This is a genomic window from Actinotignum timonense (assembly GCF_030216305.1).
Taxonomy (GTDB): domain Bacteria; phylum Actinomycetota; class Actinomycetes; order Actinomycetales; family Actinomycetaceae; genus Actinotignum; species Actinotignum timonense_A.
In genome coordinates, this window is sequence record NZ_JASOKT010000003.1 from 82,141 (window position 1) to 95,672 (window position 13,532).

Genomic DNA, 13,532 nt, shown 5'->3' on the forward strand with positions numbered 1-13,532 from the left:
CCAAATCGTTTCGCTTGCGGTTCGCGTCACACTTGTCAGCTCAGCCGCAGCAGCCGGCGCAGCGGCACCCCGAGCCAGGGAGTCACCAGGCGGATGGCCGGGCCGGTAAGCACCGCCGCCGCCAGGGTACCTTCGCGCACGCCCACGAGCTCCCCGAGCACCGCGAACGACAATGCGGTGGCCAGAGCAACCAGGGCGGCGTCGTTATAGACCTTGATGGCACCGAAATTAGTCCAGCGATGCACACCGAAGCGGCGCACTGTTTTTCGGTAGATCGCGATGACCACGCCTTCGCCGGCGTTGACGACCGCCCCGGAGCTCACTTCCACGCAGATTCCCACCGCGAGCACCGCTACCCCGCCTAGGCACAGCAGCCACTGCTGGGTGTAGCTCGCATACGTGATCGGGCCGAGGATCGCGCCGGCCGCGTCGATGCCGGTCGCCATGAGCAGGGCCATCGGTAATTGCAGAAATTCCAGCGGCGGGAATTCGCGGCGCAGCAAAGCCAGCTGGATCGCGATGAAGACCACGTGCATGCACCCGGTCAGGGTGCCCACCGAGATCGGCGTCATGCGCGAAACCACGTAAGGGAGCGAAGAAATTGGCGAGGTACCCAGGTCGGAGGCAATAGCCAGCTGAATACCGAAGCCCATAATGAACAGGCCTAGGGCCAGCACCAGGTAGCGGATAACCCACAGCCACCACGGGGCGAGCGCCCTACTCATCGGTGACTGTCAAGCGCAGTCCTCCCACCAGAGCCGCGAAGAGGTTATAGATCAGCGCCGCGATCGCGGAGAGCGCGGTCAGAAGCACAATATGAATAATCCCCACCAGCACGGCGAAAGCCATCCAGCGGCCAAATTCCATGTATTCGCCCACTCGCAGCAATTCTTCATTGCCGAGGGTCTCAAATAGATCCGACATCTGGGAGAACACGTGCATGCCGTCCAGCACGAACCAGATGAGCATCATCGCGATCACGATCATCACGCCAATCGCCACGGACAGCAGGAAGCCGATTTTCATGGCGGACATCGGCTCCACCTTGGCGATGGTCATCCGGATCCGGCGAATGCCCACGGTTTGCTTCGCGGGAGCAGCACCTTCCGGGGCGGAAACCCGCGAGTAAGCGCTGGCCCGATGCCCGGTAGCTGCCCCGCCCGCGGCCGGGCCAGCTGATCCGCTGGCGGCCCGTGCCGGGGCGCCAGCGGCGCCGTCGTACTGCATAGCTGAATGCGCCGGCACGGAAGCAGTAGAAGCAGCCGGACCGGTGTGGCCCTCCGCTGCCGCGGGCATGGCCCCGCGCACCCGGGTTGCCTCCAGCCCCGCGCCCTCACGCCCGCGGCCGGGCCCGCGTTCCGGAGTGTGTTGTGTATCTGTCATCTCAGTTCTCCAAGGTTTCAGCGGCCGGTTCTGTAGATTCCGTAACTTCCGCAGCTGCCGGAGGTTCCGTCACCTCAGCAGCTTCCGAAGCTTCCGCGGATGCCTCCGCTGCCGGCTGCTCGCCTCCGGCGGGGACCTCTTCTTCGATCTCCACCTCAGCATTACGCGCGACAGCAATAATTCTGTCACCCTTATCGGGCCGCACGAAAGTAACGCCCTGGGTGTTGCGGCCGGTGAGCGACACTTCATCAACCGCGGCGCGCATCACCTTGCCCGATTCCATAATAGCGAGCACTTCGTCACCGCTGGACACCATGAGCGCGCCCACCAGATCCCCGCGGGCCTCGGTCAGCTTCGCCACCTTAATACCCATGCCGGCACGCCCCTGCACCCGGTATTCATCCGCGCTGGTCCGCTTGGCAAAGCCCTGTTCGGTCATCACGAATACCTGGGAGTCATCATGCACAACGTCCATGGTCAGCAAAGAATCATCCCCGCGGAATTTCATACCCGTCACGCCGGAAGCCGCCCGGCCCATCGGCCGCAACGCTTCCGCATCCGCGGTGAACCGCAAAGACATCCCGTGGCGGGAGACGAGCAGCAGGTCATCGGCCTCATCCACGAGGGAAGCGGCCACCACCTCATCGCTGGACCCATCCGCCAGCTCGCGCAGCTTAATCGCAATCAAACCGCCCGAGCGCGGAGAATCGTAATCCTGGAGCGGGGTCTTCTTCACCAGCCCAGACTTCGTGGCGAGCACCAGGTACTTCGCGTCCTCGTAACTGCGGATCGAACGCACCGCCGCTATCGTTTCCCCAGGCTGGAAGGCCAGCAGATTCGCCACGTGCTGGCCCTTCGCATCGCGCCCGCCTTCGGGAAGCTCGTAACCCTTGAGGCGGTACACCCGCCCCAGGTTCGTGAAGAACAAATGCCAATCGTGGGTGGAGGCAATCCCAAAGTGATCGACCACATCGTCCACGCGCAGCGAGGCCCCGCGGATCCCCTTGCCGCCGCGGTGTTGGGCGCGGTATTCACTCACCTTGGTGCGCTTGACGTAACCCGAGCGCGTGACCGTAACCACCACGTCCTCTTCGGGGATGAGGTCTTCCACGCTCATCTCCCCGTCGTAAGGAAGGATGGTGGTGCGCCGCTCATCACCGTACTTATCGGTAATGGCCTGGAGTTCTTCGGAAATAATGGAGCGCTGGCGATCCTCGGAAGCCAGAATCCCGCGGTAATCCTCCACGAGGGCCCGCTTTTCTTCGTATTCATCCAGGATCTTCTGGCGCTCCAGGGCGGCCAGGCGGCGCAGCTGCATTTCCAGAATCGCATTGGCCTGGTCCTCATCAATATCGAGGAGTTCCATGAGGCCGGTGCGGGCCACATCCACCGTGGCCGACGCCCGAATCAGCGCAATAACTTCATCGAGGGCATCGAGGGCCTTGAGGTAGCCCTCCAGAATATGCATGCGCTTGAGCGCCTCGTTGAGGCGGTATTCGGTGCGCCGGCGGATCACGTCCATCTGATGCGCAACCCAGTGCCGCACGAAACCGTCCAGGGAAAGCGTGCGCGGCACCCCGTCCACCAGCGCCAACATATTCGCAGGGAAATTATTTTGCAGTTGCGTATGCTTGTAAAGATTATTGAGGACCACCTTCGGTACCGCGTCACGTTTAAGAACGACGACGATCCGCTGGCCGGCCCGCCCGGAGGTCTCATCACGAATATCAGCAATGCCCGGGAGGCGGCCATCCTTGATGCCCTCCACCATTTTGTCCAGCAGCCGATCCGGATTGACCTGGTAAGGCAGATCGGTGATGACCAGGCAGGTGCGGCCCCCGATCTCATCGACTTCCACCACGGCGCGCTGGGTGATGGACCCGCGCCCGGTCCGGTAGGCATCCTCGATACCGCGGGTTCCCAGGATCGTTGCCCCGGTGGGGAAATCCGGGCCCTTGATACGGCGCATGAGCTCGCCCAGGAGTTCTTCCCGGGAGGTATCCGGGTGGGCGAGGTACCACTGCACGCCGTCATTCACTTCGCGCAGGTTATGCGGGGGGATGCGGGTGGCCATACCCACCGCGATACCTTCGGAGCCGTTGACTAGCAGATTCGGGAATCGGGAGGTGAGGATGGTCGGTTCCATGAGCGAGCCATCGTAATTCGGCTCGAAATCAACTGTATTTTCCTTGATATCCCGCACCATTTCCAGGGCGAGGGGAGCCATGCGCGCTTCCGTGTAGCGCGGGGCGGCCGCCCCCAGATCACCGGAGGTACCGAAGTTACCCTGGCCGGAAACCAGCGGGTAGCGCATGGACCAGGGTTGGGCCAGGCGCACCATCGTGTCATAAATCGCGGCGTCGCCGTGGGGGTGGTAATGCCCCATAACATCGCCCACGATTTTCGCTGACTTGGAGAAGGAGGAATCTGGCCGGTATCCGCCGTCGTACATCGCGTAGATAACGCGCCGATGCACGGGCTTGAGGCCGTCGCGCACGTCCGGCAGCGCGCGACCCACAATAACGGACATGGCGTAATCGAGGTAGGAACTCTCCATTTCGCGCTGGAGATCCACCTCCATAATCGCGCCGTGATTATACGTGGACGTCGTTTCGCTTTCGCTCATAATGATGACAAATCCTAGATATCGAGGAAGCGCACGTCGTGCGCATTACGTTGAATGAAGCCGCGGCGAGAATCCACATCTTCGCCCATAAGAACACTGAAGGTTTCATCTGTTGCGGCGGCCTCCCCGATGGAGACCTGCTTGAGGGTGCGGAATTCCGGATTCATGGTGGTATCCCACAGTTCCTCCGCGTTCATTTCACCCAGACCCTTGTAGCGCTGGATGCGCTGGGATTCTTCGCGGGGTAGCCGCCAGCCGTTGGCTTTGCCTTCTTCGAGCACCTCATCGCGTTCCCGATCCGAGAACACGTAGGAATGGGGGGCGTTCGTCCACTTGATGCGGTAGAGCGGGGGCATGGCCAGGAAGACGTGCCCGGCTTCGATCAGCGGGCGCATATAGCGGTACACCAAGGTGAGCAGGAGGGTCGCGATATGCGAGCCGTCCACATCCGCATCGGCCATGAAAATGATCTTGTGGTAGCGCAGCTTATCGATATCGAATTCATCGCCGATGCCGGTGCCGAAAGCGGTGATGAGCGATTGGATGGTATCCGAGGAAAGTGCCCGATCCAGGCGGGCCTTTTCCACGTTGAGGATCTTGCCGCGGATGGGCATAATCGCCTGGTGCTCCGGATCGCGCCCGTTCACCGCGCTACCGCCGGCGGAATCACCCTCCACGATGAAAATTTCGCATTCCTCGGGTTTATTCGAGGTGCAATCCTTGAGCTTGCCGGGCATGGAAGCTGATTCCAGCACGGATTTGCGGCGGGTGGCTTCCCGGGCTTTGCGGGCCGCGGCGCGCGCGGCAAAAGCCTGGGTGCCCTTGCGGATAATTTCTTTGGCATCCGCGGGGTGGGAATCAAGCCAGTCGCTGAGCTGGGTGTACATCTGCTGCTGCACGAAAGTGCGCGCTTCGGTATTCCCGAGCTTGGTTTTGGTCTGGCCTTCAAACTGGGGGTTGCCCAATTTCACGGAGATCACCGCGGTGAGGCCTTCGCGCACATCATCACCGGAAAGATTCGGGTCTTTATCTTTGAGGAGCCCGTGTTCGCGCGCGTACTTATTGATTACCGAGGTGAGGGCGGAGCGGAAGCCTTCTTCGTGCATCCCGCCTTCGGTGGTGTTAATGGTATTCGCGAAGGTATTGACCGATTCGGAGTAGGCCGAGGTCCACTGCATGGCCACTTCTACTTCGATCTGCTTCTCATCATCTTCGGCTTCGAAGTAGATGATGTCGTTATTGATGATGTCCGATTTCTTCATCGAGTTGAGGAATTTGACGTAGTCAAGCAGCCCGCCGGAATAGCAATAGGACACTTCGCGCTTGGCCGGGACCTCCGCGGCGGTTTCGCCTTCCGCCCCGGTGACTTCATCGCCTTCCGAGGTAGCAGAGCGGCGCTCATCAATAAGGTTGATACGCAGGTTCTTATTGAGGAAAGCCATCTGGTGGAAACGCTTACGCAGCGTTTCGAAATCATAATCCGTGGTTTCGAAAATATCCGGATTGGCCCAGAAAGTTTGGGTGGTTCCCGTTTCGGTGGTTTCTTCCCCGCGTTCCAGCTCCCGGGTGGGTACCCCGTTTTCGTAGGCGATGCGCCATACGTAGCCATCGCGTTTGACGATGGTTTCCATCCGGGTGGAGAGCGCATTCACCACGGACACACCCACGCCGTGCAGGCCGCCGGACACCGCGTAGCCGCCCTGGCCGAATTTACCGCCGGCGTGCAGCACGGTCATCACAACTTCCACCGCGGGGCGCCCTTCGGTGGGATGCATATCCACGGGAATACCACGCCCGTTATCTTCCACGCGCACCCCGCCATCTTCACGCAGAGTCACCGTGATGGTATCCGCGTAGCCGGCCAGCGCCTCATCGACCGAATTATCTACAACTTCGTAGACCAGGTGGTGCAGGCCGCGCTCCCCGGTGGAGCCGATATACATACCGGGGCGCTTGCGCACCGCCTCCAGACCTTCGAGGACGGTAATATTCGATGCGTCATAGGACTGATCGGGGGATACTTCGCCGACGTGATGCACAGGGCTCTGCGGGGCCGGGTTTTGCGGGGCCGAATTCTGCTGGGCCGAATTCTGCTCCGGCTGCGAGGCCGGGTTTTGTTCCGGCTGCTGCACCGGTTCGGGATGACTCGTTGTTTCCGACACGCGCGGAACACTCCTTCAGGCTAACTCTCAAAAATGGGCCTCTCCCGCATTGACCGCCGTTCTGGTAGGTACCTACGCTGGAGAGTCCCTCGTCTATTCTAGCCTATAAGCAGCTACGAAACTGAGACGGAGGACCGCTGTGCTGGAGATGTCCGAGCAAGAATTCGAGGAGGCGGTGGCCGATGCCATCGATCTGCTGCCCGAAGCTTTCCTCGCCTCCCTTCCCAATGTGGTGTTTTTGGTGGAGGAGGAGCCCGAACCCGATATGCTCCGCCCGGAAGATTACGATGAGGACGGCCTGCCCGCGGTACTCGGTTTTTACGACGGGGTAGCGCTCACCGAGCGCGGCGATGATGCCGGTTTACTTCCCGACCGCATCTTTATTTTCCGCGGCCCGCTCATGCGCTGGTGCGAAACACGCGAAGAATTGGTGGAGGAAATCGGGGTCACCATTATTCACGAGGTCGGGCATTTTTACGGTTTGGACGACGACGCCCTGCACGCCCTGGGCTGGGAATAGCCAACATCGGTGCGCCGGGCTAGCCGTAGGTATCGCGGGGTCCGCGGCCAGGAACCGAGAGCGGGCCGTGCTTCCAGCTGGGCCGATGCGGGCCCAAAATCACAATCTCCTTGACAATCCCCTCCCCTATTTCGGCGGCTATCCGCCCGGAAAGGGTAGCGAGGAGCGCGCGCATCTGAGTTTTCCATGAGGTAGAGGAGGCGCGCAGGGTGAGGACGCCGTCGTCGGAAAAATCTTCAATACGGCAGTGCCGCGCTACATTCGGTCCCACAATCGCATCCCAGCGCGCGGAAACGGAGGCGATATCGAGGTGGCTTTGCCAGCCGCGGTCGCGGATGGTGCGGGCCAGGAGTTCACCGATCGGATGCGGGTCGCGCCAGGAGGGCCGAGCCCCGGAACCCACATCGCCCCAGCCCGGGCCGGGGCTGGCCACCGGGTTACCAATGCGATCAGCAGCGCCGTTTTCGCCGGGCGCGCCCGCACCGCTCGCCGCTAGGTAGCGGGGCGCGGCGGCAGGGCGGCGAGTGCGCACATCCCCGCGCCGAAACGCCGCTTCCCGGGCGGCATCCAGGGCGTGGAGCGCGAAAAGATCGCCGGCATCACGCGCCATTGCCGGCCTCCTTGGTAATGGCGCTGCCGGAAGCTTCTTCCGTTATCGCGCTGCCGCGATCTTCTTCGGTAACCGCACCATCGCGAACCTCCCCGGTAATACTGCCGGCCGCGATATGGAGGCGGTCCCCGCGCAGGCTTTCGGGCAGGTCATCACCCACCGCGGCGGTCACAATCACCTGCTCGGCGCCGGCCACCAGCTCGGCCAGGCGCTCCCGGCGCCGAGCATCGAGTTCAGCAAAAACATCGTCGAGGAGGAGGATGGGTTCGCCATCTTCACTCAGTAATTTCCAGCAGGCCAGGCGCAGCGCGAGGGCGAAACTCCAGCTTTCCCCGTGGCTGGCATAGCCTTTGGCCGGCAGAGTACCCAAAGATAAGCGCAGGTCATCACGGTGCGGGCCCACCAGGTTCACGCCGCGCTCAATTTCTTGATCCCGGCGTTCATCCAGCTGGGAGCGCAGCAGAGCCCGGGCGGTTTCCACATCCCGCAGTGCTTCTTCGTGGGAGGTGACGGCGTGGCAGCTGGCAGCGTCGTCGTTTAAAAGCGCGGCGGCATCGGGCAGGCTGAAGGTGCCGCGCCACGCATTCGCCGCGTAATCGAGGCGGGCGTGCCCGCGGTTGCCGGAGACCACGTTGTACATCTCCGTGACGTACGGGCGCAGCCGCGCCACCAATTCGGCGCGGGCGGCCACGATCTGGGCGGCAAGCGCGGCTAGCTGCTCGTCCCACACATCAATCGCGGCGTGATCCACGGCTTTCCCGCGGCGGCGCGCAGCCCCGGCTGTTTTGAGGAGGGCGGCGCGCTGGCGGATCACCCGCTCGTATTCGCTTTTCACAGAAGCGAGCCGCGGGCGCAGCTGCACCATAAGGTCGTCCAAGAAAGCGCGCCGGACCGCCGGTTCGCCGCGCACAAGAGCCAAATCTTCGGGCGCGAAAAGCACCGCGCGAATCGTGCCCAGAATTTCTATCGGGCGCACGTTTCCGCGATTGAGCCGAGCCCGGTTAGCACGCCCGGCATAAATTTCGACTTCGACGGTGGTGGGCGATTCGCCGCGCAGCACTCGGGCCTGCACCACGCCGGCGGCCGCGCCCTGGCGGATCAGCGCATTATCGGAGGAGACCCGGTGGGAGGTGAGGGTGGCCAGGTAGCCGATGGCCTCCACCAGATTGGTTTTCCCCTGGCCGTTTTCGCCCACGAGGATGGTCACCCCGGGGCGGAAACGCGCCACTTCACGCCGGTAATTGCGAAAATCCGCCAGCGCTAAGTCAGAGATGTACACTCACACCCGCGCCTTAGGAGTAGGTGCGAATCGGCATGAGGAGGAGGCGGAACTCATCCGTATCGGAGCCGGTTTCTTCGGGCTGGCCAGTAATAACCGCCGGTTTCGTGGGGCTGGTGAAGGACAGGCGCACGAAAGGCGTATCCACCGCGGTCAGGCCGTCTTGCAGGTAGGCCGGGTTGAAAGCCATCGCGATATCTTCCCCGGTGAGGGTGGCCGGCAGGGCTTCACTGGTTTGCGCCGAATCGTTTTGACCGGCGTCCAAAACCACACTGCCTTCGCTGAAGCTCAGGCGCACCGCACTATTTTTTTCGACGACGAGCCGCGCACGCTTGATGGCATCGAGCAGCATAAGGCGATCAATTACGGCGTACCCATTGACGGTATCCGGGAAGAGGGCCCGCACCTGCGGGTAATCCCCGTCGATGAGGCGGGCCACGTTCTGGCGATCCGCGGCGCGGAAACCGATGAGGCCGGTACGGCCGGTGGTATCCAGGGTCATGCGCACATTACCCACCGAGCCGAGGGACTTGGCGATATCGGACAGGCGGCTGGCCCGCACCAGGATGCGCGCGGAAATCTGCGGATCTTCCGGTTCCCAGGTGAGGTTGGCGATGGCCAGGCGGTAGCGGTCCGTTGCCATGAGCGCAATATTTTCACCGTTGATTTCGATGCAGACCGAGACGAGAAGCGGGAGGGTGTCATCGGTGGAGGCGGCGGTGACGGCCTGGGCCACCGCGTGCTGCCAGGCCGCGCCGTCCACCACGCCGGAAACCCCATCGAGAGGCGGGGCGGCCGGGTAATCTTCCAGCGGCATCGAGGTCATCACCATGCGCGAGGAACCGCATTGCAGATCGAGTTTGGTGCCTTCAACCGTGAGGTCAATGGGCTTATTGGGCAGGGCGCGGGCGTATTCAGCCAGCAGGCGCCCATGCACCAAAATGGTTCCAGCTTCTTCCACATCCCCCGTGATTTCGGCATAGGAAGAAATATCGGGATCGTAGGAGGAAAGCGCAATGACACCGGTGTCTTTGGCTTCGATTTTGATCCCGGAGAGGATGGGCAGCGAAGGGCGGGTGGGGATAGTGCGTGCCGTCCACGAGACGGCGTCCGCGAAGACATCGTGTTCAATCCGCAATTTCACAGCGAACCTTCCTCCCAATAACAAGAAACGTCTAGGGCTACTTTACGCGAGGGAGGGCCCGGAAGGAAAAGAATTTAGCGGCTTTGTAATTACACCAGTGTAATTTACGGGGTGCGGGTGCACCGGCCCTCGGCGACCGTTTGTTGTTCATGCGGGTGTTAATAGGTAGTGGTAGTAGTAGGTGCTGTGGACACTGTGGAAATGTGTTCGAAACGGCGTGAGCATGCGGATCTGGGCTGTGGATGAGCCTGTGGACGGTGCTGTGGATAATATCGGTTTTCGGGGGATGAGACACTTTGGGCTTTCGGCTATCCACCGCTAGATCTCGCCGATCCGCTTAATTTACGCCCGTGTCCACAGCTTATCCGCAAGCCCTGTGGATAGCGTTCGCGCAGGTAGTGTGGGTGAGGAAACGGGGCGGTTTGTGAGGCGGGCTGTGAGGCGCACGTGACATAGACGTGCCGGACTTGAAACATGACTTGGCTCATTTAGTCAGGTTTTTGGGAGCGGGCGCGCTGGAGCGGTGGAGGAAAACGCGGGAAAGCGCTGGAATAAGCCGAAAAGTCGCTTCGACGGTGGAGTGCGCTTAGTCAGGTGGCTGCGTCGTCGTACTAAAGTCGCACTAAACGTGCCGCACGGACGAAACGCGAGTTACAAAGTTACAGAGCTACTCCGCCTGGCTGGCGGCCTGCTTAATACGCACGGAGAGCTCGGAGACCTGGTTATAGGTGGTCTGCCGCTCGGCCATCTGCTTATCGATTTTGCGATACGCGTGCATGACGGTGGTGTGATCGCGCCCGCCGAAAAGCGAACCGATCTTCGGGAGGGACAGATCCGTCATTTCCCGGCACAGGTACATGGCGATCTGGCGCGCGGTCACCGGAATCCGGGAACGATCCGCGCTGGTCAGGTCATCAATCGTGATGGAGAAGTAATTCGCGGTCTGCGCCATGATGAGGCTCGGTTTAATATCCACCGAATCCGGATTGGTGATGAGATCCTTGAGAACCATCTCGGAGAGCGTAAGCGAAACCGGCTGCTTAGACAAATCCGCGAAGGCGGTGACCCGCCGCAGCGCCCCTTCCATTTCACGCACATTCGTGGTCATATGCGTGGCGATATATTCATGCACCTCGCGCGGCACACTAATGCCATCCACATGCGCTTTCTTCTCCAGAATGGCGATACGAGTTTCCAGATTCGGGCGGTCAATACTGGCCACCACCCCGGAATTGAAACGCGAGAGCATCCGCTCTTCAAAACCATTGAGCAGATTCGGCGCCACATCGGAGGTAATAACAATCTGCTTATTGGAATTCGTCAGGGCGTTGAACGTGTGGAAGAACTCCTCCACGGTGGTATCACGCCCGCCAATGAACTGGATATCGTCGATCAGCAAAATATCGACTTTGCGGAAAGAATCCTTGAATTCACTCTGCCGCCCGTCACGCACCGCGTTAATAAAAGCGTTGGTGAACTCTTCGGCGCTGATATAGCGCACGTGAATATTCGGGTAGAGCGAAATCGCATAATTCCCAATCGCGTGCATAAGATGCGTTTTCCCCATCCCGGAATCCGAGTAGAGAAACAGCGGATTATAGGTAGTCCCGGGCGCTTCCGAGACCGCTAGCGAGGTCGCAGTCGGAAAACGATTCGAATCCCCAATCACGAAATTATCGAAAGTGTATTTCGGGTTGAGCCCGGCGGCCGTAGACATCGCCGCAAACGACGGATCGGCCGAATTCCCGTAAATCTTTTCTTCCCCGGAAGCCATCGTTTGGGTGGCGAGCGAGGTCGGCGCGGTTGTTTCAACCGGCGCGGTTGCATGTGGTGCCGGCACGTGCGGTGCCGGTGTATGTGGCGCGCTTGCGTGGCTGGTATTGAGGGCCGACGGCGCAGCTGGGGCCACCGGCTCGCCCGGCGCATCAGGGAAAGCTCCCGGTTCCTCCAGGGTGAAATCCCGGTAGGTGGCGGACTTATTCCATTCCGAATCCGGGGAGAGCGCGGTGGGAGTTTCCGCCCGGCGCGGAGCCGGAGCAGCCTCAACGGGCCGAGATTCGCGGCGCTCAGCAGCCGGGAGCGGGGATTCATTCACGCTCGGATCAATGGAAATCACCAGGCGAATGCTGTGGCCCAGAATATTGGAGAGCGCCCCGGTCATGAGATCGGCAACGTGTTCCTCGATCCAGTTCTTCACGAACTCGGATCCCACCACGATCATAAAAATGTCCTCGGCGGTGGCCAGCGGGTGGGCCATGCGCACAAAGGCGGATTGCGAATCGGAGAGATCGCCCTGCATACGCAGCAATTCCAAGGCAGCAAGCCAAGCATCGCGCGCGGGGTTCATCTCCGCCATGACATCCTCCTGAGGACTCTTTCAAGAAAAAAGGGGGCGAGCCTCGCAGCCAGGTGATCCGAGCGCCGTTGATGATCACGACTGTAAGTTTCACGGTATCTGGTGAGGCCATGCCCTATCTGTCTGCCTATCGTAGGTGAATGACGCGCAACACGCTAACGAGTTATCCACAGGCTTCTCCACACCTGTGGAAATTACATCTCTGTTATTCACAGGTCACTTGCGCGCTGTGGAGCCTTAAAAACCTATCCTCAGATTTTTCCACAGATGTGTATAGGTCGAAAAAATTGCTTTGGTACGTGTTTTCTCACAGTGATCATCCTTGAGATAACGGTCACCGCGCGCTAAAAACCTTTGACTCACCGGCCTGATCTCGCGTAAAGTCATCTAGTCCATGCGTGGTTCAGCCGCGCGTCATTTGTCAAGAAGGGCCGCCACCGCTTGTGGATAAGCCCGTCAATATCTAGTGGAGGGGATCACCGTGGTTAAGCGGACTTTCCAGCCGAATAATCGCCGTCGCGCTAAGGTACACGGTTTCCGCAAGCGCATGTCGACCCGCGCGGGTCGCGCTGTTCTGGCAGCTCGCCGTCGCAAGGGTCGCGCCAAGATTTCGGCTCAGTAAATGCTTCCAGCCGTTCACCGCATGCGGAGTTCGGCGGATTTCGACTCGGCCTTTTCCGGAGCGCGCGGCTCTGCCCGGCGCGTCCAAGTCATCCTCGGCTCCCAGTCGGAATCGACCCTAACCGGCCCTCACCCTGTGCGGGTCGGTTTTGTCGTATCCAAAGCTGTGGGAAATTCCGTGGTGCGGCATCGGGTATACCGGCAACTGCGCCACCTCATGCGTGCGCGCCTAAGTTTTTTCGACGACGGCGATCTCGTCGTCGTTCGAGCTTTTCCCGCCGCGGCGGGAAGCAGCAGCGCGCAACTCGGTGAGGACCTGGACCGCGCGCTAGCCAAGGCACGGGCGCAAGCAGCGCGCACGCACGAAACACGTGGGCACCAAAGCGCGGATCTAGCAGGGCATACGCAAACAGCACGCAAGCAAGAAACGCGGGCGGTGAACGCGTCATGACGCAAACGCCGGCAAGCGGACAACCGGAACGGCACGGCAAAGAAAGCATGCTGGTGCGGGCGGTGCGCTGGTACCAACGCACAATCTCAGCCGCGCGCCCGCCGCGATGCCGCTACGCACCGAGCTGTTCGGCCTATGCGATACAAGCCATACAGATTCACGGGACCGGCAAAGGTACACTTTTAACCGTGTGGCGCTTGCTACGGTGCAACCCGCTGACGAAGGGCGGCGTAGACAGAGTGCCACCGCCGGGTCAGTGGCCAAGCAAACCATTGGACCAAGATGAGCTTCTCGAGCTTTACGCCAAAGAAGACGCCTTAGACGATACGAACAACGCTACGGGCAATCCCAAGCGGGAACACCCAGCAGCGTGAGGAGAA

The 13,532-nt window shown here is 60.9% G+C and carries 12 protein-coding genes; 4 read left to right on the forward strand and 8 right to left on the reverse strand.

Annotated elements, in window-relative coordinates; all coding sequences use genetic code 11:
• Positions 1–35: 35 nt before the first annotated feature.
• The 4 genes from QP305_RS03075 to gyrB are packed head-to-tail and all read right to left on the reverse strand — an operon-like array spanning position 36 to position 6,048.
• The gene (locus tag QP305_RS03075) at positions 36–725 is read right to left on the reverse strand and encodes a YczE/YyaS/YitT family protein (protein WP_284903932.1); all 690 of its coding nucleotides are present in this window, start codon (positions 723–725) and stop codon (positions 36–38) included.
• Positions 718–1,383, reverse strand: coding sequence for a DUF3566 domain-containing protein (locus tag QP305_RS03080; protein ID WP_284903933.1), 666 nt, complete (start codon positions 1,381–1,383; stop codon positions 718–720). Before QP305_RS03080 ends, QP305_RS03075 begins: the two co-directional genes overlap by 8 nt.
• Before the next feature lies 1 nt (position 1,384).
• On the reverse strand, positions 1,385–4,009 hold the full coding sequence (gene gyrA, locus QP305_RS03085) for a DNA gyrase subunit A (protein ID WP_284903934.1): 2,625 nt from the start codon (positions 4,007–4,009) through the stop codon (positions 1,385–1,387).
• Positions 4,010–4,023: 14 nt separating this feature from the next.
• Positions 4,024–6,048, reverse strand: a complete 2,025-nt coding sequence (gyrB, locus tag QP305_RS03090; RefSeq protein WP_284904030.1) for a DNA topoisomerase (ATP-hydrolyzing) subunit B — start codon at positions 6,046–6,048, stop codon at positions 4,024–4,026.
• Between the two features lie 271 nt (positions 6,049–6,319).
• Between gyrB and QP305_RS03095 the strand changes: the two genes are divergently transcribed.
• The gene (locus QP305_RS03095; protein WP_231366691.1) at positions 6,320–6,691 is read left to right on the forward strand and encodes a metallopeptidase family protein; all 372 of its coding nucleotides are present in this window, start codon (positions 6,320–6,322) and stop codon (positions 6,689–6,691) included.
• 19 nt (positions 6,692–6,710) lie between these two features.
• Here the strand turns inward: QP305_RS03095 and QP305_RS03100 are convergent, their stop codons facing one another.
• From QP305_RS03100 to dnaA, 4 genes are all read right to left on the reverse strand, one after another.
• On the reverse strand, positions 6,711–7,301 hold the full coding sequence (locus QP305_RS03100; protein ID WP_284903936.1) for a DUF721 domain-containing protein: 591 nt from the start codon (positions 7,299–7,301) through the stop codon (positions 6,711–6,713).
• Positions 7,291–8,580: a DNA replication/repair protein RecF gene (recF, locus tag QP305_RS03105; RefSeq protein ID WP_284903937.1), complete on the reverse strand. Its 1,290-nt coding sequence runs from the start codon at positions 8,578–8,580 to the stop codon at positions 7,291–7,293. The genes QP305_RS03100 and recF overlap by 11 nt, the downstream gene beginning before the upstream one ends.
• 13 nt (positions 8,581–8,593) lie before the next feature.
• Positions 8,594–9,724: a DNA polymerase III subunit beta gene (dnaN, locus tag QP305_RS03110; protein WP_087070156.1), complete on the reverse strand. Its 1,131-nt coding sequence runs from the start codon at positions 9,722–9,724 to the stop codon at positions 8,594–8,596.
• 667 nt (positions 9,725–10,391) lie between these two features.
• Positions 10,392–12,080 (reverse strand): chromosomal replication initiator protein DnaA, encoded by a 1,689-nt coding sequence (gene dnaA / locus QP305_RS03115; protein WP_284903939.1) that lies wholly within the window; start codon positions 12,078–12,080, stop codon positions 10,392–10,394.
• Positions 12,081–12,561: 481 nt separating this feature from the next.
• On the opposite strand from dnaA, the gene rpmH reads away from it, so the two are divergent.
• The 3 genes from rpmH to yidD are packed head-to-tail and all read left to right on the forward strand — an operon-like array spanning position 12,562 to position 13,526.
• Positions 12,562–12,702: a 50S ribosomal protein L34 gene (rpmH, locus tag QP305_RS03120; RefSeq protein ID WP_039898524.1), complete on the forward strand. Its 141-nt coding sequence runs from the start codon at positions 12,562–12,564 to the stop codon at positions 12,700–12,702.
• The gene (gene rnpA / locus QP305_RS03125; RefSeq protein ID WP_284903941.1) at positions 12,703–13,152 is read left to right on the forward strand and encodes a ribonuclease P protein component; all 450 of its coding nucleotides are present in this window, start codon (positions 12,703–12,705) and stop codon (positions 13,150–13,152) included.
• A gap of 47 nt (positions 13,153–13,199) precedes the next feature.
• Entirely contained in the window at positions 13,200–13,526 is a 327-nt protein-coding gene (gene yidD / locus QP305_RS03130) for a membrane protein insertion efficiency factor YidD (RefSeq protein ID WP_219619193.1), read from the forward strand.
• Positions 13,527–13,532 lie beyond the last annotated feature (6 nt).